Origin of the sequence: Mesorhizobium sp. ESP7-2, from assembly GCF_020164715.1 — a bacterium.
Taxonomy (GTDB): Bacteria; Pseudomonadota; Alphaproteobacteria; order Rhizobiales; family Rhizobiaceae; genus Mesorhizobium.
In genome coordinates this window covers 42,618-66,958 of record NZ_JAIUGQ010000032.1, presented here as the reverse complement: position 1 = coordinate 66,958, position 24,341 = coordinate 42,618, and the positions used below count along the sequence as shown (strand labels likewise).

General features: G+C 62.3%; 19 protein-coding genes. 6 read left to right on the top strand and 13 right to left on the bottom strand.

Annotation, left to right across the window (positions count from 1 at the left end; genetic code table 11):
- Position 1 precedes the first annotated feature (1 nt).
- The 7 genes from glgA to LB543_RS24815 form a co-directional block, all read right to left on the bottom strand.
- Complete coding sequence (gene glgA, locus LB543_RS24845; protein ID WP_224616026.1) at positions 2–1,447, bottom strand: glycogen synthase GlgA; 1,446 nt, start codon at positions 1,445–1,447, stop codon at positions 2–4.
- A gap of 78 nt (positions 1,448–1,525) precedes the next feature.
- Complete coding sequence (gene glgC, locus LB543_RS24840) at positions 1,526–2,791, bottom strand: glucose-1-phosphate adenylyltransferase (RefSeq protein ID WP_140763000.1); 1,266 nt, start codon at positions 2,789–2,791, stop codon at positions 1,526–1,528.
- Between the two features lie 51 nt (positions 2,792–2,842).
- Positions 2,843–5,056 (bottom strand): 1,4-alpha-glucan branching protein GlgB, encoded by a 2,214-nt coding sequence (glgB, locus tag LB543_RS24835; protein WP_224615998.1) that lies wholly within the window; start codon positions 5,054–5,056, stop codon positions 2,843–2,845.
- A gap of 71 nt (positions 5,057–5,127) precedes the next feature.
- The gene (locus LB543_RS24830; RefSeq protein WP_224596544.1) at positions 5,128–7,590 is read right to left on the bottom strand and encodes a glycogen/starch/alpha-glucan phosphorylase; all 2,463 of its coding nucleotides are present in this window, start codon (positions 7,588–7,590) and stop codon (positions 5,128–5,130) included.
- A 132-nt stretch (positions 7,591–7,722) separates the two neighbouring features.
- Positions 7,723–8,505 carry an ATP-binding cassette domain-containing protein gene (locus LB543_RS24825; protein WP_015318692.1) on the bottom strand — a complete coding sequence of 261 codons (783 nt, stop codon included), beginning with the start codon at positions 8,503–8,505 and terminating at the stop codon, positions 7,723–7,725.
- Positions 8,502–9,563 (bottom strand): ABC transporter permease, encoded by a 1,062-nt coding sequence (locus tag LB543_RS24820; RefSeq protein ID WP_140763009.1) that lies wholly within the window; start codon positions 9,561–9,563, stop codon positions 8,502–8,504. The genes LB543_RS24825 and LB543_RS24820 overlap by 4 nt, the downstream gene beginning before the upstream one ends.
- A gap of 155 nt (positions 9,564–9,718) precedes the next feature.
- Positions 9,719–10,774 carry a sugar ABC transporter substrate-binding protein gene (locus LB543_RS24815; protein WP_411908787.1) on the bottom strand — a complete coding sequence of 352 codons (1,056 nt, stop codon included), beginning with the start codon at positions 10,772–10,774 and terminating at the stop codon, positions 9,719–9,721.
- Between the two features lie 190 nt (positions 10,775–10,964).
- Here LB543_RS24815 and LB543_RS24810 point away from each other — a divergent pair, with 190 nt between their 5' ends.
- The 4 genes from LB543_RS24810 to LB543_RS24795 all read left to right on the top strand — a co-directional run bounded on the left by LB543_RS24810 (position 10,965) and on the right by LB543_RS24795 (position 14,932).
- Complete coding sequence (locus tag LB543_RS24810) at positions 10,965–12,191, top strand: ROK family protein (protein ID WP_224615997.1); 1,227 nt, start codon at positions 10,965–10,967, stop codon at positions 12,189–12,191.
- 1 nt (position 12,192) lies between these two features.
- Positions 12,193–12,639 carry an RbsD/FucU family protein gene (locus LB543_RS24805; RefSeq protein WP_140763018.1) on the top strand — a complete coding sequence of 149 codons (447 nt, stop codon included), beginning with the start codon at positions 12,193–12,195 and terminating at the stop codon, positions 12,637–12,639.
- The gene (locus LB543_RS24800; protein WP_224615995.1) at positions 12,636–13,559 is read left to right on the top strand and encodes a carbohydrate kinase family protein; all 924 of its coding nucleotides are present in this window, start codon (positions 12,636–12,638) and stop codon (positions 13,557–13,559) included. Before LB543_RS24805 ends, LB543_RS24800 begins: the two co-directional genes overlap by 4 nt.
- 230 nt (positions 13,560–13,789) lie before the next feature.
- A complete protein-coding gene (locus tag LB543_RS24795) occupies positions 13,790–14,932 on the top strand; it encodes a DegT/DnrJ/EryC1/StrS family aminotransferase (protein ID WP_224615993.1) in 1,143 nt (380 codons plus the stop codon).
- Between the two features lie 71 nt (positions 14,933–15,003).
- Here LB543_RS24795 and LB543_RS24790 read toward each other — a convergent pair whose 3' ends face one another.
- The 4 genes from LB543_RS24790 to cysD are packed head-to-tail and all read right to left on the bottom strand — an operon-like array spanning position 15,004 to position 19,977.
- Positions 15,004–16,266 carry an O-antigen ligase family protein gene (locus LB543_RS24790; RefSeq protein ID WP_224615991.1) on the bottom strand — a complete coding sequence of 421 codons (1,263 nt, stop codon included), beginning with the start codon at positions 16,264–16,266 and terminating at the stop codon, positions 15,004–15,006.
- 54 nt (positions 16,267–16,320) lie between these two features.
- The gene (cysQ, locus tag LB543_RS24785) at positions 16,321–17,121 is read right to left on the bottom strand and encodes a 3'(2'),5'-bisphosphate nucleotidase CysQ (protein WP_224616024.1); all 801 of its coding nucleotides are present in this window, start codon (positions 17,119–17,121) and stop codon (positions 16,321–16,323) included.
- A gap of 10 nt (positions 17,122–17,131) precedes the next feature.
- A complete protein-coding gene (gene cysN, locus LB543_RS24780; RefSeq protein WP_224615990.1) occupies positions 17,132–19,069 on the bottom strand; it encodes a sulfate adenylyltransferase subunit CysN in 1,938 nt (645 codons plus the stop codon).
- A gap of 2 nt (positions 19,070–19,071) precedes the next feature.
- Positions 19,072–19,977: a sulfate adenylyltransferase subunit CysD gene (cysD, locus tag LB543_RS24775; RefSeq protein WP_140763037.1), complete on the bottom strand. Its 906-nt coding sequence runs from the start codon at positions 19,975–19,977 to the stop codon at positions 19,072–19,074.
- Between the two features lie 479 nt (positions 19,978–20,456).
- Between cysD and LB543_RS24770 the strand changes: the two genes are divergently transcribed.
- Both LB543_RS24770 and LB543_RS24765 read left to right on the top strand, forming a co-directional pair.
- A complete protein-coding gene (locus tag LB543_RS24770; protein WP_224615988.1) occupies positions 20,457–21,809 on the top strand; it encodes an O-antigen ligase family protein in 1,353 nt (450 codons plus the stop codon).
- A 17-nt stretch (positions 21,810–21,826) separates the two neighbouring features.
- A complete protein-coding gene (locus LB543_RS24765) occupies positions 21,827–22,813 on the top strand; it encodes an NAD-dependent epimerase/dehydratase family protein (protein WP_224615985.1) in 987 nt (328 codons plus the stop codon).
- On the opposite strand, the gene LB543_RS24760 is transcribed toward LB543_RS24765, so the two are convergent.
- On the bottom strand, positions 22,752–23,291 hold the full coding sequence (locus LB543_RS24760) for a sugar transferase (protein ID WP_140811791.1): 540 nt from the start codon (positions 23,289–23,291) through the stop codon (positions 22,752–22,754). The genes LB543_RS24765 and LB543_RS24760 overlap by 62 nt on opposite strands.
- An 86-nt stretch (positions 23,292–23,377) precedes the next feature.
- On the bottom strand, positions 23,378–24,310 hold the full coding sequence (locus LB543_RS24755; protein WP_224615984.1) for a glycosyltransferase family 2 protein: 933 nt from the start codon (positions 24,308–24,310) through the stop codon (positions 23,378–23,380).
- Positions 24,311–24,341 lie beyond the last annotated feature (31 nt).

Here is a 24,341-nt window from a genome sequence, read left to right as displayed (position 1 = left end):
TTCAGGCAACCCTTTTCGAAAGCAGCAGGCGATAGAGTTCGACGTATTTTTCGGCGCTTCGATCCCACGACACATCGCTCTTCATGCCTTGGCGCTGGATGGTCTCGAAGGTTGCTGAACTGCCGTAGGCGTCGGCCAGCCGGCGGATGGCGTGGAGCAGCGCGCCGCCATTGTTGGGCGCAAACTGGAACCCCGTCGCCACGCCGGCGCCAAACGCTGCTTCATTGGCATCGATGATGGTATCGGCGAGGCCGCCGGTGCGGGCGACGACCGGCACGCAGCCATAGCGCAGGCCGTAAAGCTGAGTCAGTCCGCAAGGTTCGAAGCGCGAGGGAATAACGATGGCGTCGCAGCCGCCCTGCATGATGTGCGACAGCCCCTCATCATAGCCGACGACCACGCCGATGCGGCCACGGTGGCGTGCGGCCGCGGCCAGCAGCGCGCCTTCGAGGCCGGCGTCGCCCGAGCCGAGGATGGCCAGCCTGGCACCAGTCGCAACGATGCCGTCGACGACCGTCGCCAATATGTCCATGCCCTTTTGCCAGGTCAGCCGACTGACGACACAGACAATCGGGCTGCCGTCGCGGTCGAGACCGAAACGGTCCTCGACGGCGGCCCTGTTGGGCGCGCGAGCCTTCAACGTTTCGGCCGTATACGTCGATACCAGATGCTTGTCGGTTCCCGGATCCCAGATGGCGGTGTCGATGCCGTTGACGATACCATGGAGGTCGCTTGAACGCATGTTGATGAGACCGTCGAGGCCCATTCCGAATTCCGGCGAACGGATTTCCTGCGCATAGGTCGGGCTGACCGTGGTGATCGCCCAGGCGGCCTGCAGGCCAGCCTTGAGGAAGCCGACACCGCCATAATATTCGACGCCGTCGAGTGCCATCGCCGCGGCCGGCAGGCCGAGCTCGCCGAAGATGCCGGCGCCGAACTGGCCCTGGAAGGCGAGATTGTGGACGGTCATCATCGACGGTATGCCAACGGCCTTGCCATAGCGCATATAAGCCAGCGTCATCGCCGACTGCCAGTCATGAGCATGGACGATGTCAGGCAGGTATCCCGAGATGGCGCCGCCGGCGATATCGGCGCCTGCCTGGCTCAGCGCCGCGAAGCGCCGCCAATTGTCCGGCCAATCGGCGCCCGAGGCGTTGCCATAGGGACCGCCGGGGCGGTCGAACAGATGCGGCGCGTCGAGCACGAACAGGTCGAGCCCGGCGACCTCGACGGCGTGGACCGAGGCCTTGCCGCCCTGCAGCAAGGGGTACTGATAGACGGCCTTCTTTTTCTTGAAGGCGCCCATCACTATGGGAAAGCCCGGAACGAGCGTGCGCATGGTCACGCCCTTGGCCGCGAGCGCGATGGGCAGCGCGCCGGTTACATCAGCTAGCCCGCCGGTCTTGATCAGCGGGAAGATTTCGGGCGTGACCGACAGAACATGCATGCGCTTAACGATCCGCTCCTGGTCCATGTCGCCCGGAACCGCGCAGCGGCTTTGGGACTGCGACATGCACAAAACACCCTAAAGTGACAGCTTGTTGATCATGTCCTGTGTGATCAGGCAGATACCCTTTTCCGAAACGCGGAAGCGCTTGGCATCGAGCGCGGGATCTTCGCCGACCACCAGCCCCTCCGGTATCCTTACACCGTGGTCGATGACGACGCGCTTCAACTTTGCGTTCCGGCCGACATGAACGTCGGGCAGCATGACAACCTCTTCCAGCGTCGAATAGGAATTGATGCGCGCGCCGGTGAAGATCAGGCTCTTCTTCAGCGAGGCGCCCGAGACGATGCAATCGCCCGAAACCAGTGACGACACGGCGGAACCGCGCCTGCCGTCCTCGTCATGGACGAACTTTGCCGGCGGCTTCAGTTCGGCATAGGTCCAGATCGGCCAGTCGCGGTCGTAGAGGTCGAGTTCGGGCGTCACGTCGGTCAGATCGATATTGGCCTCCCAGTAGGCATCCACCGTGCCGACATCGCGCCAGTAGGCCTCGTTCTCGGCCGTAGAACGCACGCAGGACTTGGTGAAGCGGTGCGCGATCGCCTTACCGTGCGTGACGATATAGGGGATGATGTCCTTGCCGAAATCGCGGCTGGAGCCCGGCTCGGCGGCGTCGCGGCGCAACTGTTCCATCAGGAACTTGGTCTTGAAGACGTAGATGCCCATCGAGGCCAAGGCGAATTCCGGATTACCCGGAATGCCGGGCGGATCGGCGGGCTTTTCGACGAAGGCGATGATGTTGTCCTTGGCATCGACATGCATGACGCCGAAGCCGGTCGCTTCCATGCGCGGCACTTCGAGGCAGCCGACCGTGACATCGGCGCCGGCATCGACATGCTGGCGCAGCATCATCTCGTAATCCATCTTGTAGATGTGATCACCGGCCAGGATGACCATGTATTCGGGGCCATAGGCCTCGATGATGTCGATGTTCTGGTAGACGGCGTCCGCCGTGCCTTCATACCATTGCGTTTCCGACACGCGCTGGCTGGCCGGCAGGATGTCGAAGCTCTCGTTTCGTTCGGGCCGCAGGAAGTTCCAGCCGCGCTGCAGATGGCGGATCAGCGAATGCGCCTTGTACTGGGTGGCGACGCCGAGGCGGCGGATGCCGGAGTTCAATGCATTGGAGAGCGCGAAATCGATGATGCGCGTCTTGCCGCCGAAGTAGACCGCCGGCTTGGCGCGCCGGTCGGTCAGTTCCTTGAGGCGGCTGCCGCGCCCGCCCGCCAACACATAGGCCATGGCGTCGCGGGCCAGCGGCTGGGTTCTTTTCAAGTCTGCCATTTATACCCTCCCAAGTTACTCGTCTTTATGCGTTGACCAGCCTTAACGAGTTCAGTCGGCGGCGAGTTCGAGCATGATCGTCGACAGCGGCGGCAGAAGCATCGTTGCCGAGATGCTCTTGCCCTCCGCCCTTGCCTCGACCATGCCGCCATTGCCCATGCCGGAGCCACCATATTCGGTAGCGTCGGTGTTGATGATCTCGCGCCACTTGCCGGCTGTCGGCAGCGGCACACGATAATTGTCGCGCGGCACCGGTGTGAAATTGGAGATGACGGCGACCGGATTGCCGCCGGGAGCGCTGCGCACCCAGGCGAAAACCGAGTTCTGGCTGTCGTCGACGATCAGCCAGGAAAACCCTTCCGCCTCGCAATCGCGGCCATGCAGGGCCGGTCGTGAACGGTAGAGATAGTTGAGATCGCGCACCGTCTGCCAGACGCCGCGATGCGGGCGGAAATCGAGCAGGTTCCAATCGAGCGCGCGCGCTTCGCTCCATTCGCGGCGCTGCGCGAATTCCTGGCCCATGAACAGCAGCTTCTTGCCGGGATAACCCCACATGAAGCCATAATAGGCACGCAAGGTCGCGAATTTCTGCCAGTCGTCGCCGGCCATCTTGCCCAGCAGCGTGCCTTTGCCGTGCACGACCTCGTCATGCGAGAGCGGCAGCACGAAATTCTCCGAGAAGGCGTAGGTCAGGCCGAAGGTGAGCTCATTGTGGTGGTGCTTGCGGAAAATCGGCTCCTTGGAAAAATACTCCAGCGTGTCGTGCATGAAGCCCATGTTCCACTTGAAGCCGAAGCCCAGCCCGCCTTCATGGACAGGCGCCGAGACCTTTGGCCATGAAGTCGATTCCTCGGCGATGGTCATGACGCCGGAATGGTGTCCGTAGAGCTCCTTGTTCATCTTCTGCAGGAAGCTGACCGCCTCGAGGTTTTCGCGCCCACCCTTTTCGTTGGGAATCCATTCACCCTGCTTGCGCGAATAGTCGAGGTAGAGCATCGAGGCGACCGCGTCGACGCGAAGACCGTCGACATGGTACTTTTCCGCCCAGAACAGCGCGTTGTTGACGAGGAACGACACCACCTCGCGGCGGCCGAAATTGTAGATCGCGGTGTTCCAGTCCGGGTGGAAGCCCTTGCGCGGGTCGGCATGCTCGTAGAGCGCGGTGCCGTCGAAATGGACCAGACCGTGCTCGTCTACAGGAAAATGCGCCGGCACCCAGTCGAGGATGACGCCGACGCCGGCACGGTGGGCGCCATCGACGAAGCGGGCAAAGCCGTCCGGATCGCCGAAGCGGGCCGATGGCGCGTAGAGGCCGGTGGTCTGGTAGCCCCAGGACGGGTCATAGGGATGCTCGGAGATCGGCAGGAATTCGATGTGGGTGAAACCGGTCTCGACCACATAGGGGATCAGCCGGTCGGCCAGTTCATCCCATGACAGGAAGGTGCCGTCGTCTCGAAGCTGCCACGAACCGGCGTGGACCTCGTAGATCGAGATGGCTTCGCGCCGAGGGTCGGCGTTGCGCCAGTAATTGCGATGTGCCTCGTCACCCCATGCATGCGCCGGCGGCACCGCGGTCACCGAGGCGGTTGCCGGGCGCAGTTCCGACTTGAAGGCGAACGGATCGGCCTTCAGCGGCAGTCTCACGCCATCTGGACCTATGATCTCGTATTTATAGGGCCGGCCGGCACCGATATCGGGAATGAACAGCTCCCAGATGCCGGTGTCGCGGCGGTCGCGCATCGTATGCCGGCGTCCGTCCCAATCGTTGAAATCGCCGACCACCGACACGCGCCTGGCATTTGGGGCCCACACCGCGAAATGCACGCCGGTGGCGCCCTCGTGCTCGATGACATGCGCGCCAAGCTTGTCGAACAGCCTGAGATGCGAACCCTCGGCGATGTAGTAATCGTCCATCGGTCCGAGCACGGGACCGAACGAATAAGGATCGGTCAGCCACCAGTCGCCGCCGGCATTGCGCGCGTGGTAGCGAAGCGGCTGGCGCTTCCTGATCGACAGCTTGCCCTCGAAGAAACCGGCTTCGTCGCGCCTGGTCAATTCGCCTGCCTCGATGCCGGTCAGCGTGTAGGCGGTGACCGACTGCGCGTGCGGAACGAAGCAGCGCGCGAATAGGCTCTTGCCGGCTTCCTGGACACCGAGAACCGCAAAGGGATTGCCGTGCGTACCGGCGACAATCGCCGCAACATCGCTGGCTGGCGCCAGTCCGTCCGGCCCGCTTGTCGCAGCGGTCGCGCGCGGCTTCCTCATCAGGCGGTCGCCCTCCCCGGGCACCAAGTGTTTGTTTTTGCGGCCATCGTTCGTGGCCTTATGCAATCACATCAGACGGGCACGTTCCAGATTTCTTTCGCGTATTGGCGGATCGTGCGATCGGAGGAGAACCAGCCGACGCGGGCGACGTTGCGGATGGCGCGGGCGTACCAGTCCGGGCTGTTGCGCCAGACGGCATCGACGTCGCGCTGGCAGGCGGCATAGGCGTCGAAATCCGCCGCGACCATGAACCAGTCAGTGTCATAGAGGCCATTGATGAGGTCGCGGTAGCGATTGGGATCATCGGGCGAGAAGACGCCCGACGAAACCGCCGCGACCGCCTGCGCCAGTTCGGAGGATGCTTCGATCACGCCGCGCGGATTGTAGCCATTGTTGCGCCGCTCGGCGACCTCTTCGGTGGTCAGGCCGAAGATGAAGATGTTGTCGTCGCCGACATGCTCCTTGATCTCGACATTGGCACCGTCGAGCGTGCCGATGGTCAGCGCGCCGTTGAGCGCGAACTTCATGTTGCCGGTCCCCGACGCTTCCATGCCGGCGGTCGAGATCTGCTCCGAGAGATCGGCGGCCGGCATCAGCACCTCGGCTAGGCTGACATTATAGTTCGGCACGAACACGACCTTCAGCAGGCCGCGCACCGAGGGGTCACTGTTGATCACCCTGGCGACATCGTTGGCCAGTTTGATGATCAGCTTGGCGTTGTGGTAGCTGGGCGCGGCCTTGCCGCCGAAGAATTTCACGCGTGGCATCCAGTCGCGCTCGGGATGCGAGCGGATCTGGTCATAGAGCGCGATCGCTTCCAGGATGTTGAGGAGCTGGCGCTTGTATTCGTGGATGCGCTTGACCTGGATGTCGAAGAGCGCCGAAGGGTCGAGCCTGATGCCGAGGCGATCGGCGACCAGATTGGCAAGCCTCACCTTGTTCTGGCGCTTCACGGCGGCGAATTTTTCGCGGAAGGCAGAGTCGTCGGCGAGAGGATCGAGCCCCTTGATCGCCTCGATGTCATCCATGAAGCGGTCGCCGATCGCCTCGCGGGCAAGCGCGGTGAGGCCCGGATTGCACTGGATGAGCCAGCGCCGCGGCGTGATGCCGTTGGTCTTGTTGTTGATGCGGTCGGGATAGAGTTTGTGGAGGTCGGCGAAGACCGTCTCCTTCATCAACTCGGTGTGCAGCGCCGACACGCCGTTGATCGAATGCGAACCGACAAAGGCCAAATTGCCCATGCGCACCCGGCGGTCGCCATTCTCCTGGATCAACGAGATACGGCTGATCTGCTCGTCCGAGAACTGATCGGTGGCGCGGGCTTCGAGCAGCACCTGCGCGTTGATGGCGTAGACGATCTGCATGTGGCGCGGCAGGAGCCGCTCGAACAGCGGCACCGGCCAGCTTTCCAGCGCCTCGGGCAGCAGCGTGTGGTTGGTGTAACCGAAGGTGCGCTTGGTGATGTCCCAGGCGAGGTCGAAATCCATGCCGTGGACATCCATCAAGAGCCGCATAAGCTCTGGCACGGCGATCGCCGGATGGGTGTCGTTGAGGTGGATCGCCGCCTTGTCGGGCAGCGACCTAAGATCGCCATATTGGCTGAGATGCCGCTGCAGGATGTCCTGCAGCGAAGCGGTGGAGAAGAAATACTCCTGGCGCAGCCTTAGCTCCTGCCCGGCCATGTGGGAATCGGCTGGATAGAGCACCCGCGACAGCGCATCGGCCTTGTTGCTTTCGGCCAGCGCGCCGATGTGGTCGCCGGCGTTGAACTTGTCGAGCAGGATCGGGTCGATCGGCATGCCCGACCAAAGGCGCAGCGTGTTGACGCGCTTGGCGCGCCAGCCGGCCACCGGCGTGTCGTAGGCGACCGCCAGAACATGCTCCCTCGGTTTCCAGACGTGGCGTTCGAGGCGACCTTCCCTGGAGGTGATCGATTCGACCGAACCACCGAAGCCGACTTCGAAGGAGCGCTCGCGCCGCTCGAACTCCCACGGATTGCCGTGATCAAGCCAGGTCTCGGGCAGTTCGACCTGCCAGCCGTCATGGATTTCCTGACGGAACATGCCGTTGGCATAGCGGATGCCGTAGCCATGCGCGGGGATGTCGACGGTCGCCATGCTTTCCATGAAACAGGCGGCGAGCCGGCCAAGGCCGCCATTGCCAAGGGCGGCGTCCGGCTCGAGCGCCGCGATCAGGTCGAGATCGACGCCGAGCGACGACAGCGCCTCACGCATGTTCTCCATCAGGCCGAGATTGGAAAAGGCGTCGCGCATCAGACGCCCGATCAGGAATTCGAGCGAGAGGTAATAAACGCGCTTTTCCTTCTGGTCGTAGGCTTCCTTGGTCGCCTGCATCCAATGGTCGACGACGCGGTCGCGCACGACCTTGATCGAGGCGGTCAGCCAGTCGTACTGGGTCGCGACGGTGGTGTCCTTGCCGACCCGGTATTTGAGCGACATCAAGACTTCTTCGGCGAGCGTCTTGGGATCGGGATTGTCGAGAGCGGGGGCTTCGATCGTCATGCCGGATGTCATATCGCCTCTCGTTCGGTTAGGCTGATCATACCGGCTTTCACCGTTTCTCCCAGCCCATCCTAGTGCATTGCAGCATGTATTCAATCGATTAGAGCACACCCCTGCCTGCTTACCCTGCGGCAACTTGGCAGTTCAGGCCGCCAATGCTGCCTCCGGGGGCGTTTTTGCCCCGGTCATGAAGGCAACGGCATCGGACATCGTGTATTGCTTGGGGTCGATGACGCATAGGCGACGGCCCAGACGGTGGATGTGTATACGGTCAGCCACCTCGAAGACGTGCGGCATGTTGTGCGAGATCAGCACGATCGGCAGGCCGCGCTTCTTCACGTCGAGGATCAGTTCGAGCACGCGGCGGCTCTCCTTGACCCCGAGTGCCGCCGTCGGCTCGTCCATGATGACCATTTTCGAGCCGAAAGCGGCGGCGCGGGCCACCGCCACGCCCTGGCGCTGGCCACCCGACAGCGTTTCCACCGCCTGGCTGATGTTCTGGATGGTCATCAAGCCGAGTTCGGTAAGCTTGTCGCGGGCGCGCTTTTCCATTGCCGGACGGTCGAGCATGCGAAGCCACTGGCCGACGAAGCCGGGTTTTCGGATCTCGCGGCCGAGGAACATGTTGTCGGCGATCGACAGCGCCGGCGACAACGCGAGATTCTGGTAGACGGTTTCGATGCCGGCTTCGCGCGCTTCCATCGGCGATTTGAAGGAAACGGGTTTGCCTTCAAGCCGGATTTCGCCTTCGTCCGGCACAGCCGCGCCGGAAATCGCCTTGATGAGCGACGACTTGCCGGCGCCGTTGTCGCCGATGACGGCAAGGATTTCGCCGGGGTAAAGGTCGAAGTCGGCATTGTCGAGAGCGGTGACGCGGCCATAGCGCTTGACCAGACCGCGCGCGGTGAGGATGGGTTCCTGGGTCATGCCGAAACCTTTCTGATCCATTGGTCGATGGCGACGGCGCCGATGATCAGCACGCCGGTGAGCAGCACTTTCCATTGCGGATCGGCGCCCAGCATGTTGAGGCCCATCGAGACGACGCCGACGATCATCGCGCCGAACAAGGTGCCGAGGATGGAGCCGCGGCCGCCGAAGAGAGAAATACCGCCGATCACCGTCGCGGTGATGGCCTGCAGATTGTAGTCGGTGACGGCGGCGGACGGCGAGATCGAGCCGTTGCGGCCGATGGAGACCCAGGCCGCGAAAGCGGCGATCAGCCCGGCAAGGGCGTAGACCGTCATCAGCACCTTCTTGGTCTGGATGCCCGACAGCTTCGCCGCCTCCTGGTCGTCGCCGACGGCGTAGACATGACGGCCCCATGCGGTGTGGTTGAGCACGTACCAAAGAACCAGCACGAGCACGACCGTGGCAATGACACCGAGCGTCAGCACCGCGGTGCCGACCTTGAAGCTCAGGGCAAACAGATGCAGGAGCGGCGCCTGATTGTCGACGTCGGTGTCGCGGATCGTCTCATTGGCCGAATAGATGAAGTTCGTGGCCATGACGATGTTCCAGGTGCCAAGCGTCACGATGAAGGGCGGCAGTTTCATATAGGCGACCAGCAGCCCGTTCAGCAGCCCGCAAGCCGCACCGGCGGCGAGCCCGATCGCCACGGCGAGCACGCTCGGCATGCCGTAGCTGACCGCGCAATTGCCCATGATCACCGCCGAAATCACCATGATCACCCCGATCGACAGGTCGATGCCGGCGGTCAGGATGACCAGCGTCTGCGCGGCCCCGAGAATGCCGACGATGGCGATCTGCTGCAGGATCAGCGTCAGCGTGTAGGACGAGAAGAACCGTCCTCCAATCGCGATGCCGAAGATGATGACCGACAGAAGCAGCACGATCAGCGGCACCGCGGCCGGCGTCGAATGCAGAAAATGCTGGATGCGCTTGACGGCTGATTTGTGATCGTCGAAAGCGGCTACGCTTGTATCGCTGGCCGAGAGAACCTTCTCGAATTCTTGAGCTTGAGCCATGTTTCCTCCCCGTAGGGCTTCAGCCACGCGCTGACGCCGTCCACGCCTTCCGGTCTGTCGCCGGGATTATTCGCGTTTACAGTGATGCATCGTCCTCCCGATGCGGCCGGGGATCAAGCCCCCGGCCGATCGGTTTTGTTCCGGTCAGGCCAGTATCAGCCCCAGCACTTGGCGAGGCCTTCCTTGGTGTCGATGGACTTGACGCCCTTGGCCGGCTTGTCGGTGACGAGGTTGACGCCGGTGTCGAAGAAGTTCTTGCCCTCGGTCGGCTTCGGCTTGGTGCCGTCCTTGGCGAAGGCGGCGATCGCCTCGATGCCGAGTGCGGCCATCTGCAGCGGATATTGCTGCGAGGTGGCGCCGATGACGCCTTCGGCGACCGACTTCACGCCGGGGCAACCGCCGTCGACCGAGACGATCAGCACCTGGCTTTCGAGGCCGACGGCCTTGAGCGCCTGGTAGGCGCCGACCGCGGCCGGCTCGTTGATGGTGTGGATGACGTTGATGGTGTTGTCCTTCTGGAGAAGGTTTTCCATCGCCTTGCGGCCGCCTTCCTCGTTGCCGTTCGTCACATCATGACCGACGATGCGCGGATCGGTCTCATCGCCGATCTTGTTGGGGTCCTTCACGTCGATGCCGTAGCCCATCATGAAGCCCTGGTCGCGCAGAACGTCCACGGTCGGCTGCGAGGGGGTCAGGTCGAGGAAGCCGATCTTGGCGTCCTTGGCCTTGTCGCCCAGTGTAGCGGCCGCCCAGGCGCCAATCAGCTTGCCGGCCTCCAGATTGTCGGTGGCGAAGGTCGCGTCGGCGGCGTCGACCGGATCGAGCGGCGTATCCAGCGCAATCACAAGCAGGCCGGCATCGCGCGCCTTCTTCACCGTCGGCACGATGCCCTTGGTGTCGGAGGCGGTGATCAGAATACCCTTGGCGCCGTCGGCGATGCAGCTTTCGATCGCCGCCACCTGGCTCTCGCTGTCACCGTCGATCTTGCCGGCATAGGTCTTGAGATCGACGCCAAGTTCCTTGGCCTTGGCGGTCGCGCCCTCTTTCATCTTGACGAAGAACGGATTGGTGTCGGTCTTGGTGATCAGGCAGGCGCCGACGCCAGCGGCGGATGCGGACGAAGCGAACGCCATCAGACCCAGCGCGGCCGCCGCAAAAACGGTGGACTTCAACAATTTTGTATTGGTCACGATTTCCTCCCAGTGGAACATTTTCGAATGCCGGCCAACCGGCACCGTACGACATCCAAGCGACTTCTCCCAGCGCGGATGCCCGATCAAACAGACACCAGACCAAGGCATCTGTCAATAATTAAATCACTCTTATTTATTATTGACAGCCTTGCGTGCTTCACTCATTCTGGCCCAAAAGCATTGCCGGGGAAACGACGGGAGGAACAGGGTGGAGACCGCCACTGCGAGGCATGGTTCGCCCGAAGCGAATGAGAGCCTCATTCACCGCGGCACCAACCAGAGCGGCATGCGCGACCATAACGAGCGCCTGGTGCTTTCGCTGGTGCGCCAGCATGGCAGTCTGGCGAAGTCCGACATCGCCCGCATGACCGGGCTTTCGGCACAGACGGTCTCGGTCATCATGCGCGAACTGGAGGAAGAGAGCCTGCTCGTGCGCCAGGCGCCTTTGCGCGGCAAGATCGGCCAGCCCTCGATCCCCATGGCGCTCAATCCCGAAGGCGCCCTCTTCATCGGCCTCAAGATCGGCCGCCGCAGCGCCGAACTCGTGCTGATCGATTTCCTCGGGCAGGTGCGCGCGATGCTGCAGCATTCCTACCGCTACCCTGCCCCACGCGAGACGGTCGAGTTCGTCACGGCAGGCATGAAGACGATGCGTGGCGAGCTGACACCGACGCAGGACAAGCGCATTGCCGGACTCGGCATCGCCATGCCGTTCGAACTGTGGAACTGGGCCGACACGGCCGGCGCGCCTCGCGACGTCATGGACGAATGGCGCCACCGCGACATCAGGGCCGACATCCAGGCGCAGTGCGATTTTCCGGTCTATCTGCAGAACGATGCCACCTCCGCCTGCGGCGCCGAACTGGTCTTCGGCCAGACGGGCGCGGCGCGGGACTTCGTCTATTTCTACATCGGCGCCTTTGCCGGCGGCGGCATTGTGCTCAACGGCCGGCTCTTCGGCGGCCCCACCGGCAATGCCGGCGCGCTCGGCTCCATGCCCGTGCCCGGGCCGGATGGAAAGCCGACCCAGCTGATCGACGTGGCCTCGATCGCCATGCTCGAAAAAACACTCAACGCGCGTGGCGTCGAGGCGTCGTATCTGTGGACCTCACCCGAGGATTGGGGTGAGATCGGCGCCGAACTCGACGAGTGGATCGCCAGCGCCTCGCAGGCGCTCGCTTACGCCATCGTCGCAGCGTCCTCGGTCATCGATTTCGAGGCCGCGGTGATCGACGGCTGGATGCCGAAGGCCGTGCGCCACAGGCTGGTCGAGGCGGTGGTGACGGCAATCGCCGCTATAGACGGCGAAGGGCTGAAACTTCCGGCTGTCCGCGAGGGAAGCGTGGGCATCCATGCCCGGGCGCTCGGCGGCGCCAGCCTGCCGCTTTCCGAACGCTTCCTGATCGGTTCGACGACGATCTCCAGGAGCGCCTGAAATGCTGATCGGGATTCCGGCGCTGCTTGGTCCGGAGCTTCTGGCAACATTGCGCGCCATGGGCCATGGTGACGAGATTGCCCTCGTCGACGGGAACTATCCGGCGCAGGACCAGGCAAGGCGCCTTATCCGGACCGACGGCCATGCCCTCATTCCCGTACTCGACGCGGTACTGACGCTGCTTCCGGTCGACGATGTCGTTCCGGAGGCGCTGTTTCGCGCCTCGGTGAAAGGCGATCCGTCGCTTGCCGACCCGGTCCATCGCGAAATGGAGGCTATCTGCGCCAAACGCGCGCCGGGCCGCAAGGTGGTTGCGCTGGCCGGCGCCGACTTCTATGCACGGGTCAAATCTGCGCATGCCATCGTCGCGACAAGCGAGCCGCGGCTTTACGCCAACATCATCATCCGCAAGGGCGTGATCTATCCGCCGGAGACCAAGAAGCCATGATCCTCTGCTGCGGCGAAGCCTTGATCGACATGCTGCCGCGCACCACCACGCAGGGTGAGCCGGCCTTTGCTCCCTATGTCGGCGGCGCTGTCTTCAACACGGCGATCGCGCTCGGCCGGCTCGGCGCGCCGGCCGGCTTCTTCTCGGGCCTGTCGTCCGACCTGTTCGGCGGTCAGTTCAGGGAGGCGCTCGGGGCAAGCAAGGTCAGTTCAACCTACGCGCACACCTCGCCCCGGCCGACGACACTGGCCTTCGTGCGGCTGAACAACGGCCAGGCGACCTACACCTTCTATGACGAGAACACGGCCGGGCGCATGCTGACCATCGATGACCTGCCGCAACTCGGCGGCGAGATCGAGGCGATGCTGTTCGGCGCCATCAGCCTGATCTCGGAGCCGGCTGGCTCGGCCTATGAGGAATTCATGCGGCGCGAGCATGAGGCCCGAGTGATGATGCTCGATCCCAACATCCGGCCGAACTTCATCCCCGACAAGGCCAAGCACCTCGGACGCATCCGGGAGATGATGGCGATGGCCGACATCGTCAAACTGTCGGACGAGGACCTAAACTGGTTCGGCGAAGCCGGTTCGCACGAGGATGTCGTGCGCAATTGGCTCGACCGCGGCCCGAAGCTGATCGTCGTCACGCATGGCAGCCAAGGTGCCGTTGGCTACAGCAAGCAGCACCGTGTCACAGTCATGCCGGAGACGGTGAAGGTGGTGGACACCGTCGGCGCCGGAGACACGTTCAACGCCGGCATCCTTGCCTCCCTGCATGAGCAAGGCCTGTTGACGAAGGCGGCGATTTCCGGCCTGTCCGAAGATGCCATCCGCAAAGCATTGGCGCTCGGCGCCAAGGCGGCGGCAGTGACGGTATCACGGGCCGGCGCCAATCCCCCTTGGCGGCACGAGATCAGCTGATCGACTCTCCGACGCGATCACTTTATGTTTCGATGCGCCGGAAAACCGCGATAAAAATGGCCCTGAATTGCACCGCCAAGCCCGGATTCCGGGTTTTTTGGGGCAATGCGCCGGCAAAACACGGTAACGGGCTGCGACACTTGCACCCGATGCCCGGTCCGCAGCCGGCTTTTTCAGCCGCGCCAAGTCTGGTACCAGCGGGCCGGTTATTGGCAGGTATTGAGGCCGACATGCAGTTCATCGATCTTGGCGCGCAGCGCGAACGAATCCGCGACCGGCTGAAAGCCGCGATCGACCACGTCGTCGAGGATGGCCGCTACATCCTTGGCCCCCAGGTCGCCGAATTCGAGAAGAAGCTCGCCGCCTATGTCGGCGTCAAGCACGTGGTTGCCTGCGCCAACGGCACCGACGCACTGCTTTTGCCACTGTTTGCCGCGGGCATCGGCCCGGGTGACGCGGTGTTCGTGCCGAGCTTCACCTTCGCCGCCACCGCGGAAGTGGTGGCCCTGGCCAAGGCCGAGCCGGTTTTCGTCGATGTCGATCCGAAGACCTACAACATCGACATCGCCAGCCTCGAGGCGGCGATCGCGGCCATCAAGAAGGAAGGCCGACTGAAGCCGAAGGCGATCATCCCTGTCGACCTGTTCGGTCTTGCCGCCGACTATGAGGCGATCATGGCTATCGCCAATCGCGAAGGCTTGTTGGTGATCGAGGATGCCGCCCAGTCCATGGGTGGCTCGCTAGAAGGCAGGATGTGCGGCGCGTTCGGCCATGTCGGCTCGACCAGCTTCTATCCGGCCAAGCCACTCGGCTGCTATGGCGACGGCGGCGCGATGTTCACCAATGACGATGCTCTGGCCGACGCGCTGCGTTCCTTTGCTTTCCACGGCAAGGGCGAGACGCAGTACGACAACATCCGCGTCGGCATCAATTCACGGCTCGACACGCTGCAGGCGGCAATCCTGATCGAGAAGCTCGCTATCCTCGAGGAAGAAATGGTGGCGCGGCAGGTGGTAGCCCAGCGCTACGCAGAAGGCCTCGGCGACATCGTCACCGCCGCCCGCAACCTGGATGGCAGCCGCTCGGCCTGGGCGCAATACGCGATCGAAACGCCCAAACGCGACGGCCTTAGAGCGCATCTGAGCGAAAAGGGCATCCCGTCTGTCATCTACTACGTCAAGCCGCTGCATGAGCAGATCGCCTATCGCGACTATCCGCGCACACCGACCGGTCTTGCCGTTTCGGAGGACCTGCCGAAACGTATCCTCTGCCTGCCGATGCATCCCTATCTCAGCGAGGCCGACCAGGACCGGATCATCGAAACCATCCGCAACTATATCGGCTCGAACTCGGCGCAGGCCGCGGCCGAATAGGCGTCGGATACCAGAAGGCCGACACTTCGTCGGCACAGGGTGGCGGGGCGCAGGACGTGCGCTTCGCGCCGTTATTTTGAGAAGCTCGCCGCGCGTCTTGTGATCCACTCATCCATTCCCGGCCGGGTCACGGAACGGCACTGCAATATGCAGATGCCCGCTGTGAAGACCAAAGTGCCCAGCACCCATGACAACCAGATCCGATGGTCGACCGACAGTTCGACCACAGCTATGATCAGGTAGCTGCTGGCTATGAAATGTCCGGGGCCGCTCAAACCGCCGATCATTCTTATGATCGCTCCCAGGACCAGCCCGTACACAATGATGCCCAACGCTCCCAGTTCGTACCACAAATCGAATACGATATTGTGTGCGCTTGGGAGATCCACCTGCGCATAATATGTTGGACTCACGACAACCCCGACCGCGTTTCTCATCGTATTGGCGCCATGGCCGAGAAACGGCTGCTCCGCAATGTGGGGCGAGATCATCTGCCAAAGATCAAGGCGCGCCGCGAACGTTCCTGGATAGAAAGTCAGCAATCCCGTCGTTTTGAGGTAGGCGAACAGCGGCGAGACGACGAAGGGGGCGATCAGGGCAAGAAACAGGTAGACGGCGAAGAATCCGACCAAGGCGTGTTGGCGGCATTTCGCGGGCATGACAAACATCGCCGCCACGAAGACAATCGCCAGATTGACGCCGGTCGATTGACCGTAGAGCAATGTCAGCACGGCAAAGAGAGCCGCGAGCCCCTTCCAGACCAGCCTCGGCTGGGTAAGAAATATGACGGCAAAAAAAGCTCCGTAGACCGTGATCTTGTGGAGGGTGAAAACATTTCCCACAAATCGTGGATCTTCGGTCAAAAACGCAAAATAAAGTTCCCAACCCATCACCGACACCAGGCCGATCAGCATGCCGACCAATGAGACCCGCGCGAGCCGGTCGCGTTGAGCGCTCGGAAGCGCCAGAATGCACTCGAATAGCAGGATGGCGGCGACCGAGTAGCCAAAGACGTCCTTCGCCGCCATGAGAGAGCGGCTCGGGCTGACCGACCACAGGGCGCTCGACAGGACAAAGCCGGACAACAGGGCCAGAGTGACGGCAAGGCCTGTCGTTGCCCGGCCAAAGCGTGCACCCTTCGTCAAAAGGGCAAGAGCGCCCATGACACCCGCGACAAGTGCCAGGGCCGTCGGAGACATTTCGATGAAGACGAAAAGGGCGGGAGAGAGGGCGTAGAGGCCCAGCAACACCCTGAGGACTATTTCGTCACGACTGCTGGTCCATACCGGAAACCCGCCCAAAATGACGGTATGGCATTTCTGAAAAAAGGACATTCAACTACCGACTCAGGGAACGCCGATACAGGATAGGTCATCGACGGAGGCACCTCAACGTTCGATACGTCCTCCGGTTGCAACCCTGCCGCTGGCAATGAAATGCGGATTGGCAAAGTCCTCGTCATCGGCCTGGTTGCGCTTGCCATAGGCCAAGGGCTTGCCGTCCAGCGTGCGTGTCGTGCCGCCGGCGGCGCGCAGCACCGCGTCACCCGCCGCCGTGTCCCATTCCATGGTGCGGCCGAAGCGCGGATAGACATCCGCCTCGCCATTGGCAAGGAGGCAGAATTTCAGCGACGAACCGACCGAGACGATCTCGGCAGCACCAAGGTCGCGAATATAGGCTTCGGTTTCCGGCGTATTGTGCGAGCGGCTGGCAACCACGGCCAGCGGCGTCGCGGCCGTTCTCACCGAGATCGGCCGGCGAGAAACGATCTGGTAGTCGCCATCGACTTCGAGGGCTTCCGCCCTGCCCGGCAGACCGGAAAAGAAGCGGCCGCTGCATGGCGCGAAGACGACGCCGACTTCCGGTACGCCATGGCGGACCAGCGCGATGTTGACGGTGAAGTCGGTGCGCCGGTTGACGAATTCCTTGGTGCCGTCAAGCGGATCAATGAGGAAGAAGGCCTCGCCAAGTTCGCCCGCCATGACACCGGCCGCCGCTTCCTCCTCGGCCACGCAGGGAATGTCGGGGAATTCCGCGCGCAGGCCGGCGAGGATGATCTTCTCGCTCTCGCGGTCCGCCTCGGTCACCGGCGAGGAATCCGATTTGCGGTCGACCGCGCAGCCGGCGTGGAACACACGCATGACCTCGCGCCCGGCGGCTAGCGCCAGCTGCTCGAAGATTTCAAGCATCGACGTGTCGTCAGATGCCGCCGCCATTGTCATATTGGTCTTCGGCAATGTCACGCTCGTTCAGCCAGTGTTCCAGGGCATCTACCATCTCTTCAGCCGACTTGCCGAGCGTCTTCAGATGGATCTCCGGTTTCTCCGGTGCCTCGTAAGGAGAATCGACACCGGTGAAATTCTTGATCTCGCCATTCAGCGCGCGGGCGTAGAGGCCCTTCGGATCACGCCTGGCGCATTCCTCGAACGGCGTGTCGACAAACACCTCGATGAACTCGCCATCTGCCATTAATTCCCTGGCCATGCGCCGCTCGGCGCTGAACGGCGAAATGAACGAGACAATGACGATCAGCCCGGCGTCGGCCATCAGCTTGGCCACTTCGGCGACGCGGCGAATGTTCTCGACGCGATCGGCGTCGGTGAATCCGAGGTCGCGGTTGAGACCGTGGCGGACATTGTCGCCATCGAGAATATAGGTATGGCGGCCAGTGGCGAACAGCTTCCTCTCGAACAGGTTGGCAATGGTCGACTTACCGGAGCCCGAAAGCCCGGTGAACCAGAACACGGCGGGCCGCTGGTTCTTCATGTCGGCGCGCACGCGCTTGCCGACATCGAGCGATTGCCAATGGATGTTTTCGGCGCGACGGAGCGAGTGCACGATCATGCCTGCGCCAACCGTGGCGTTGCTGATGCGATCGATCAGGATAAAGGCGCCAGTGGTACGGTTCTCGCCAAACGGATCGAAGGCGATCGGCGCCCGCGTCGAAATGTTGCAGATACCGACTTCATTCATCTCAAGCGACTTGGCCGCCTCATGGGCAAAATCGTTGACGTTGATGCGGTATTTCAAGTCGGTGACGGTGGCGCTGGTCTGATCGGTCTCGGTCCGCAGGATATAAGACCGGCCCGGCAGAAGCGCATGCTCGTCGAACCAGACGATGTTGGCGGCGAACTGATCGGCGACCTGCGGCCGTGCGGCCGGCGAAACCAGCATGTTGCCCCGGGAAACCTCGACCTCGTCGTCAAGGACGAGCGTTATGGCCTGGCCGGCCACCGCCTGTTTGAGGTCGCCGCCGTAAGCGACGATGCGTTTGACATGCGAGGACTTGCCCGATTTGGCGACGACGACCTCGTCGCCCTGCGCAATGGTACCGGACGCTATGGTGCCGGCAAAACCGCGAAAATCGAGATTGGGGCGGTTGACGTACTGAACCGGAAAGCGGAACGGCAACTCGGCCGTGGCTTCGTCGACCGAGACGGTTTCGAGATGCTCGATCAGTGTCGGGCCGGAATACCAATGCATGTTTTGGGAGCGGGCGCTGACGTTGTCGCCGTAGCGGGCCGACATCGGGATCGGCGCGATGGTCTGAAAACCGAGATCGCGTGAGAACTGCCGGTAGTCCTCTACTATCCTGTCGAAGACCGCCTGGTCGAAATCGACGAGATCGATCTTGTTGACCGCCAGCACGATGTGGCGGATGCCGAGCAGCGAGGCGATGATCGAATGGCGCCTTGTCTGGCGCAGCACCCCCTGCCGGGCATCGATCAGCACGATCGCCAGATCGGCGGTCGAGGCACCGGTCGCCATGTTGCGGGTGTATTGTTCGTGGCCGGGCGTGTCGGCGACGATGAACTTGCGCTTTGGCGTGGCGAAGAAGCGGTAGGCGACGTCGATGGTGATGCCCTGCTCGCGCTCAGCCTCGAGGCCGTCGACCAGCAGCGCGAAGTCGATGTCGTCGCCCGTCGTGCCGTGCTTGCGCGAATCGCGTTCGAGCGCGGCGAGCTGATCCTCGAAAATCTGCTTGGTGTCGGACAGCAGGCGTCCGATCAACGTCGACTTGCCATCATCCACCGAACCGCAGGTCAGGAAGCGCAGCAGCGATTTCTTCTCCTGCGCGGACAGATAATCGCGGACGCCGTCCGTGGGAGCGAGGCTTTTTGCCATGATGTGGCGCATGGTCAGAAATACCCCTCGCGCTTCTTCTTTTCCATCGAACCGGCTTCATCGCGGTCGATCAGGCGACCCTGCCGTTCGGATGTGCGTGCCGTCAGCATCTCGCCAACGATGGCTTCGAGCGTGTCGGCGTCGGATTCGATGGCGCCGGTCAGCGGATAGCAGCCAAGCGTGCGGAACCGCACCAACCGGTCCTCCACGACCTCGCCAGGCAGCAGCTTCATGCGATCATCGTCCTTGAGGATCAACATGCCATCGCGTTCGACAACCGGCCGCTGCTTGGCGAAATAGAGCGGTACGATCGGGATGTTTTCCTGCAGAATGTACTGCCAGATGTCGAGTTCGGTCCAGTTCGACAAGGGAAAGACGCGGATCGATTCTCCCTGCGCGATACGTGTGTTGAAAATCTTCCACATTTCGGGCCGCTGGTTCTTCGGATCCCATACATGTTGGGCATTGCGGAAAGAGAAGATGCGCTCCTTGGCGCGCGACTTCTCCTCGTCGCGACGGGCGCCGCCAAAGGCCGCATCGAAGCCGTATTTGTCGAGCGCCTGGCGCAACGCCACGGTCTTCATCACATGGGTATGGGTGTTCGAACCATGATCGAACGGATTGATGTTGTCGCGCACGCCGTCTTCGTTGACATGAACCAGAAGGTCGAAGCCCAACTTCTGCGCCATCTGATCGCGAAATGCGATCATCTCGCGGAATTTCCAGGTGGTGTCGACGTGAAGAAAGGGGAATGGCGGCTTGGCCGGATAGAACGCCTTCATCGCCAGATGCATCAGCACCGACGAATCCTTGCCGACGGAATAGAGCATGACCGGCTTGGCGAAGGCGGCCGCGACCTCGCGGAATATGTGAATGGATTCGGCTTCAAGCCGCTGCAGATGCGTAAGCGCTGATATCATGGACCGTGAGCGTTCTCTCATGCCTTGCAACAGAAGGTCCTGCATCAAATCATCGAGCCTTTTGCGCCCGGTTCAGCTTCGCTTCTGGACAAAGTGTTTCGTGCGGGCGTTCTAGCAGATCGTCGCGGCCCAGAACAATGCAAGACGAGCCCGGCAGCAGTCCGTTCGGGAATGAATTTTCCATGCTTGTGGCAAAACCCGGAAATTTCTGCTTGAAAGCCCTCCGGCCGGGAAAAGGCAGGGAAAATATTGCCTGTAAGGGACGCTGCGGCGACGCTGCAGGGGTCAGTTGGGCCCGACTGCGGGATTTCGGCGGCAATCGATCCTGGCGCACTATCGAAACAGCGACCCAGCCGCTATACGCTTTTCGAGAGCGGGCAAGTGCGTGATGAAGCATGGGGCAGTTTCGAGGCGAGCGCATTCGGTTTGGCCAAACACGATGTGCCGCATAAAATTTCTCTGGATAGCAGGTCCGAAAATTGAACCGGCTTTCACCCATAAGGCAGCAATTCACGCCTTCGCGGATCAATATCTACTTCTCCATTCTCTGCTTCTTTTCCCCTCCGGTCCTGGGATCGGTGGTCAGCTTCGTGTTCAATGGTGGCGGCCTGTGGTCCGTCCTGTTGATTGCCTTGAAGAGAAGACGCTTCAATGTCGACCGGGCGATGATGGCGCTGACGATCGCGATCTATGCCTATTGCGCAAGCAATGTCCTGGCGTCCCTCGTCAACCACGCGATCGTCAAGGACGCGCGGCATCTTATCCCGCTGATCACCTTTCTGTTTTTTCCCATCTCCTATTCGACCTGGAGCATTTCGCAAAAGACAATGCTCGTCCGCATCATTGTGCTGGCCAGCATGGCGGCCTGTTTTGGCGCGTTGCTGCTGGCGGTCTACCAGCAGTATCGGCTTGGTATACGCGCCGAGGGCGGGGCCGGGAATGCGATCGTTTTCGCTGAGGTCCTCTGCCTTGCGGTGGTGACCTGCGTGGCCGCTGCACTATCCGGCATAGAGAGATACAGGATCGCCCTCATCTGCGCCGCACTCGGCGGAACGATCGCCATCATCTACTCCGGTACGCGCATTGTCTGGCTGGCACTGCTGATTGCCGGTATCGCCGTTCTGCTGATCAACCAGCAGAGGCTGAGAGGTAGAAATGCCGTTCGCGTGCTTTTGCTGCTGGCCGCGATCGCCGTCACGATCGCGGTTTTCGGGTTCCAGACGATAGCGGGGCGTGTCGAATTTCTGCACTCCGACTGGGATGCGCTGGCGGCCCACGGTGACTACGCGACAGCTTTGGGATCGCGCGTCGCCCTTTGGGACATCGGGCTGAAGGCATTTCGTGAGATGCCATTTTTCGGACATGGAGTGGGCGCCACCCGGCTCTTGATCAAGCAGGGCTTTCAGGATCAGTTCGGGATGGATGAAGGTTTCAATCATTTCCACAACGGCTTCCTGACCGCCTTGGTGCAGGCCGGGATCCTGGGTGCGGTGACGCTGGCAGCGATCTTTGTGGTTGCCGCCAGAAATGCCGCCCGGGTCCTTCGCGACAGCACCGATCCGATCGAGCGGTTTGGTGCCACCATGATTGTCGCCGTCGTGATCACCTATCTGACCGCCGGAATGACGGGCATCCTGATCGGTCATGACATTCTGGACTCGGTCTTCATGGTCTTCCTGGTGTCGGGAACATATCTTGCCTGTGGGCGCCAGGTTGCGTTGGTGGAAGGGCAAGCCCTTCCACCAGTTGTGGAAACCCAGGCGATGTCACGAGCGAAGGGCCAAGCCGCTCCAGCAGTGGAAGGCCTGGCATCTCCGCCAGTCGCCCAATAGCCGGTCCGGGCGAGACGATGAAAGTCCTGGTTACGGGCGCGACGGGCTTCATCGGCCGCCAAGTGGTCCATCGGCTTCGTGAGGCCGGTGTCGAGCTTCGCCTCGCCTCCCGCCAGCCGGAGAGACTAGATGCGGGGACCGACGCCGTGCTGATGCCGGGGTTCGATGCACCGGCCGCGGCTTTCCTGGCGCTGACCAGGGACGTTACGGATATCGTCCATTGCGCGGGTCTGAACAATGACCAGGGCAATGCCACCGAAGCCGATTTTCTGGCAGCCAACGCCCAATTGAGCGCACGTTTGGCGCATGCCGCAGCCACGCAGGCAAGCGGACGGTTCATCCATCTTTCGTCGGTCCGGGCCGTGATCGGCGCGCGTGCCAGCGCAGCGATCGACGAAGACACGGTCCCCGAACCGCAAGACGCCTACGGGCGCTCGAAGCGCGAAGCGGAAATTGCGGTGCTGGGCGCCTATGCCTCGCATGGCCGCACCGACGCCGCCATATTGCGGCTGCCTCCGGTCTACGGGATCGGCATGAAAGGAAACCTGGCGACGCTGATGCGGCTCGCCGATACGGCTCTGCCGATGCCGACAGGCGCATTGACGGCAAACCGCTCGCTGCTGTCATCGCAATCGGCGGCACGGGCGGTGTGGCATTTGCTTTGCCATTCGCAGCCGCTTCGTCAGATCTATACCGCCAGCGACGTGCCGCCGGTTTCCGTCGCTGCCATCATCGGTGCCTTTCGCCGCGGTTTCGGTAGGCCGACGCGCCTGATGACAGTGCCGGCCGGGCCGATGCGGGCTGCCGCCTTACTGCTTGGCAAGCGGGCGGTCTGGGACGGCCTGACCGCGACACAGATATGCGACCCTTCGCTGCTTGCCTCGCAAGGCTGGGCGCCGGAAACCAGCACGCTGGAGCGGCTGACCGAGATAGCGCGGCAGCTCAGCCGCGATAAAGCGTTCCAAACAGGATCCGAAGGTCGAGCCAGAACGACGCGGTCCTGAGATAGGTGGCATCGGTTTCGGCCAGAAGTTGCGGGTTCGACATGTCGATGCCCCTGATCTGGGCCAAGCCCGTCATCCCGGGCAGAGCCCGCAAAACCCCCAGCCGCCTGCGGCATTCGATCAGTTCCGTCTGGGTCGGCAGGCAGGGGCGCGGCCCAACCAGGCTCATTTCACCGCGCAGGACATTCCAGAGCTGCGGCAACTCGTCGAGCTTGAATTTCCGCAAGCCCTTTCCAACCGATGTCACGGCGCTCACCGGGGTTTCATGCGAGGGCAAGGATGGCGTGCCCTGGTACATCGTCCGCAACTTGTGGCAGCGAAAGAGCGCGCCTTCGCGGCCAACCCGCGTTTGGGAAAAAATCACCGGGCCAGGTGACGATGCACGGACGGCAAGAATGGCAAGCAACAGAATGGGAGAGGTTGCCACCAGCAGCACAGCCGCACCGGCGAGATCGAAGATTTTCTTGTCTGTCTTCATGAGTGGCCGATAGGGCTCCCTGCCAGGGCTTCACGCGGTAGCACGAGGTCGCCTTCCTGACCAAGCGCGCCACGCCGTCTCGATATTCAGATACGACGCAGCACGAAGGCGAGATAGAGCCCGAGCGTCCCGGCAAAAGTCTGTCGATAGACGCCGCTTTTGCGCAGCGCGCCAAGGCGTTGGAAAAGGCTGCCTTGCCGACCTTTCGCGAACAGGTCGAGGCATGCCAGCGCCTCCTTCGTAAGGAGATCGCGATTGACGGCAAGGCCGGCAAGATTGACATCGGTCCAGTCCGCGAACTGGCCCTTGAACAGGCGGCCGAGCCGCGAGATCCGCGCCTGCCACGATGCATTGGCGCCGACCAGGTTTGCCGCATGCTGGCGGTAGCGTACCAATGGCCGCGGATCGTAGCGGACGACGCCGCCGGCGCCGGTGACAACAAGATAGGCCCACCAGTCGTGGCTGACGAAACCGGTGCGGGCGGAGGCCCTGGCCAACAGATCGCGCGCGGCACGGTTGAGCAGGATGGTGTTGCCGCCGGCAATGCTCTGCACCAGCGCGTTGCGGAAGGTCGGCGGACGGCCAAACAGCGGCGAATGGCCGACCAGGCTTCCGGTTTCGGTCATGGTCGCGGTTCGCGAGCAGAACATCAGCGGGACTTCCGCGTCAAATGCCTGCATCCAGTCAAGGGCGCTTTCAAGCCTGTCGGGCTCCCAGACATCGTCCTGATCGCTGAAGGCGTAACAATCCGCATCGATGCGCGGGTCGAGGATCATCGACCGGAAATTGGCGGCAAAGCCTTGCCGCGGCCCCTCGACCAGATTTATCCGACCTTTTGCCCAGCGGGGCTTCCAGGCTTCGATGATGGCAACCGTGCCATCGACGGAGCCGTCGTCGGATACCCAGAGGTCGATCAGAGGATGGGACTGCGCGAGCAGCGACTGTATTTGCTCGTCGATGAAGGCGGCGCCGTCCTTCGTGGCCATCAGGACCGCAATGCGCAGATCTGTCTTATCCACTGATGTCAAACGCCTTGCGCGCGAGGTTTTC

Bases quoted from the DNA above. Each gene is read 5' to 3' on its own strand.
- glgA (WP_224616026.1), bottom strand. From the start codon at position 1,447: ATGCATGTTCTGTCGGTCACGCCCGAAATCTTCCCGCTGATCAAGACC.
- glgC (WP_140763000.1), bottom strand. From the start codon at position 2,791: ATGGCAGACTTGAAAAGAACCCAGCCGCTGGCCCGCGACGCCATGGCC.
- glgB (WP_224615998.1), bottom strand. From the start codon at position 5,056: ATGAGGAAGCCGCGCGCGACCGCTGCGACAAGCGGGCCGGACGGACTG.
- LB543_RS24830 (WP_224596544.1), bottom strand. From the start codon at position 7,590: ATGACATCCGGCATGACGATCGAAGCCCCCGCTCTCGACAATCCCGAT.
- LB543_RS24825 (WP_015318692.1), bottom strand. From the start codon at position 8,505: ATGACCCAGGAACCCATCCTCACCGCGCGCGGTCTGGTCAAGCGCTAT.
- LB543_RS24820 (WP_140763009.1), bottom strand. From the start codon at position 9,563: ATGGCTCAAGCTCAAGAATTCGAGAAGGTTCTCTCGGCCAGCGATACA.
- LB543_RS24815 (WP_411908787.1), bottom strand. From the start codon at position 10,774: ATGTTCCACTGGGAGGAAATCGTGACCAATACAAAATTGTTGAAGTCC.
- LB543_RS24805 (WP_140763018.1), top strand. From the start codon at position 12,193: ATGCTGATCGGGATTCCGGCGCTGCTTGGTCCGGAGCTTCTGGCAACA.
- LB543_RS24800 (WP_224615995.1), top strand. From the start codon at position 12,636: ATGATCCTCTGCTGCGGCGAAGCCTTGATCGACATGCTGCCGCGCACC.
- LB543_RS24795 (WP_224615993.1), top strand. From the start codon at position 13,790: ATGCAGTTCATCGATCTTGGCGCGCAGCGCGAACGAATCCGCGACCGG.
- LB543_RS24790 (WP_224615991.1), bottom strand. From the start codon at position 16,266: ATGTCCTTTTTTCAGAAATGCCATACCGTCATTTTGGGCGGGTTTCCG.
- cysQ (WP_224616024.1), bottom strand. From the start codon at position 17,121: ATGCTTGAAATCTTCGAGCAGCTGGCGCTAGCCGCCGGGCGCGAGGTC.
- cysN (WP_224615990.1), bottom strand. From the start codon at position 19,069: ATGCGCCACATCATGGCAAAAAGCCTCGCTCCCACGGACGGCGTCCGC.
- cysD (WP_140763037.1), bottom strand. From the start codon at position 19,977: ATGATATCAGCGCTTACGCATCTGCAGCGGCTTGAAGCCGAATCCATT.
- LB543_RS24765 (WP_224615985.1), top strand. From the start codon at position 21,827: ATGAAAGTCCTGGTTACGGGCGCGACGGGCTTCATCGGCCGCCAAGTG.
- LB543_RS24760 (WP_140811791.1), bottom strand. From the start codon at position 23,291: ATGAAGACAGACAAGAAAATCTTCGATCTCGCCGGTGCGGCTGTGCTG.